This is a genomic window from Bacteroidota bacterium (assembly GCA_034723125.1).
Classification (GTDB): Bacteria; Bacteroidota; Bacteroidia; order CAILMK01; family JAAYUY01; genus JAYEOP01.
Window position 1 is genome coordinate 1 of the sequence record JAYEOP010000369.1, and the last position, 2,387, is coordinate 2,387.

Consider the following 2,387-nt stretch of genomic DNA (forward strand, 5'->3'; position numbering starts at 1 on the left):
GAGAAGTGAGACAGAAGTTGTTTTGTAAAAATGAATTTTGTTATTGTCAGGTAATGATTTTTTTTGTATTTTTGAACATCCTTATATATTTTAAAAATAAATTATGAGAATTATTTTATTTCTTTTTCTTTTGGGAGGTTTTACTAATCTTATTGCTCAAAATACTGTTGATACTATTGAGCAAAATTTACCGAAAAATCAACAATCTGTTGAAGATAAGTGTTTATTCCAAATTGGAATTTATGGAATTGATGGGCAAAAGAAAAAAAATATTCAGGTTTTTTTAAAACAAAAACCTTCAGGGAGGATTTATAAAGCCAAAACACAAAACAATGGTAATGCATTGTTTTTGATTCCTCTTGATAAGGAATTTGATTTATTTATAGGAAATAACAAAGTGATAAAAAAAATCAAAACGCCAAAGTATGCTTTTTCTTTTTATAAAACAACTTTTATTTTGAAGTTTAAGGCTATTAAAAATAGTAATTTAGAGCCTTTAATGGATTCGGTTTTTATAGATATTTTAAAAAAGCCAATTCAAAGAGCAGGGATAGGTGATGCAGATATAACAATTATTCTTTTAAACAGAATTAATAAGCCTGTTCTAATGACTGTACCTGTGAGACTTCTTGATGCTGAATCAAAAATTGTTTATATTTCTAACTCAGATGAATCTAATGGTGAAGCCCGCTTTTTTGTCCCGAGAAATAAATTTTTAAAAATCGGAATTTGCTTTGATGACTATGTTGGTCAGCTTACAATACCTAAGCATGGTTATATGATTAGGAAAAATATAAATTTTAATCCATCATGTTTGTCTCAGAAAAAACAGGATAAAATAACTAAAAAAATAAGTGAGAAACCTAAGCAAAAAGTTCCTGAAGTAACCTACGGATATATAAATATTACAATAAATAGCAATGAAGGAATGCCTATTCCTGGAGAAAATGTTTATTTAAATGTCGAAGGTTCAGATAAAATTTATACTTCATTTACAAATAGAGACGGTGAAGCAAGTTTTAAAGTGCCTGATGGCAAACGCTATAGATTGCATTTAAAATACGAGAAAAATATTGATGTTTTTGACTTTAGTGATAGAAAGGATACAACCACCGTAAAAGTGTCAAAATCATATAATTATATTGGTTCAAAAATATTGGAATCTCCGGGAAACAAAGATGTTAAAAGAAGTTATTTTAGAAAGAAATTTAAAGAATACGTTTCAGGGAAATTTAATTTTAATGATAGCACTGTGCTAAAAGTTATGAATCGTAATCCCCAGTGGAAAAATAAATTAATTGTTACAGACCTCACTGCAAGCATGTATCCTTATTCGGGGCAATTGCTTGTGTGGTATAAATTAAATTATCTTGATCAGGATATTTTAGAACTGGTGTTTTTTAATGACGGGGACGGAAAACCAATTGAGAGAAAAAGAATAGGTAACACTGGAGGAATATATTTTTGTGAAAATTGTAATTACGAAAATCTTTTTAACGTGATGATAGAAACAATTGTTGCAGGAAACGGAGGCGAAAATCCTGAGAATGATATGGAAGCTATGATTAAAGCAATTAAAGAAACCGAGAAATTTGACAACCTAATATTAATTGCAGATAATTACAGTCAGGTTCGTGATATGGAATTGCTTGAAAAATTGAATGTTCCCGTAAAAATTATTCTTTGCGGAGTAACTTCCTTTGTTTCTTTAGAGTATTTAAATATTGCTTATAAAACTAAAGGCACCGTACATACCATTGAAAATGATATTGTTAATATTGCCAGCACACTCGAAGGTGAAACAATTACAATTAAAAATAAGAAATACAGACTATCAAGAGGAACATTTGTGTATCAACCTGATTAATAAAAAAGCCCCACTTAAAGCGAGGCTTTTCAAACCAATGATTATTGTAATACAGGTATTAGCAATAGCTTAAGAAATAAATGAACTACTAATAAGAACCATTAAATTATAGACGAAATAATATTTGAATTAGTTGTGTTGAAAAATATTTTTCTTCGATTTTCTTGAAGATAATACTCCTTTGCAAAAGATACTGTTTATATCTCAAAATTCTATGGTTGCTTTGAACACAACTTGCTATTAGGCATTAAAATTATACATTTTAAAGATTGATTAAGGTTATAAAGAAAAAAATACTTTACTTTGCAAGATTAAAATAATTACAATACGTTTTTTAATGTAAAATTATAATATTTTTAGAAAAGATTTAAAATTAATTACTTATGAAAAAATTTACATTTATTATTTTGTTTTTAGCATTTTCATTTACTGTTTTTTCACAAGAATGTGAAGCATATATTCCAATAAAAGTAGGTTCAAAATATGAAACTCAGTATTTTGATAAAAAAGATAAACTTAC

At 27.5% G+C, this 2,387-nt stretch carries 1 protein-coding gene; it reads left to right on the forward strand.

From position 1 onward, the window contains the following. Positions 1–103 precede the first annotated feature (103 nt). A complete protein-coding gene (locus U9R42_09885; protein ID MEA3496330.1) occupies positions 104–1,867 on the forward strand; it encodes a hypothetical protein in 1,764 nt (587 codons plus the stop codon). The last annotated feature ends 520 nt before the right edge of the window (positions 1,868–2,387 follow it).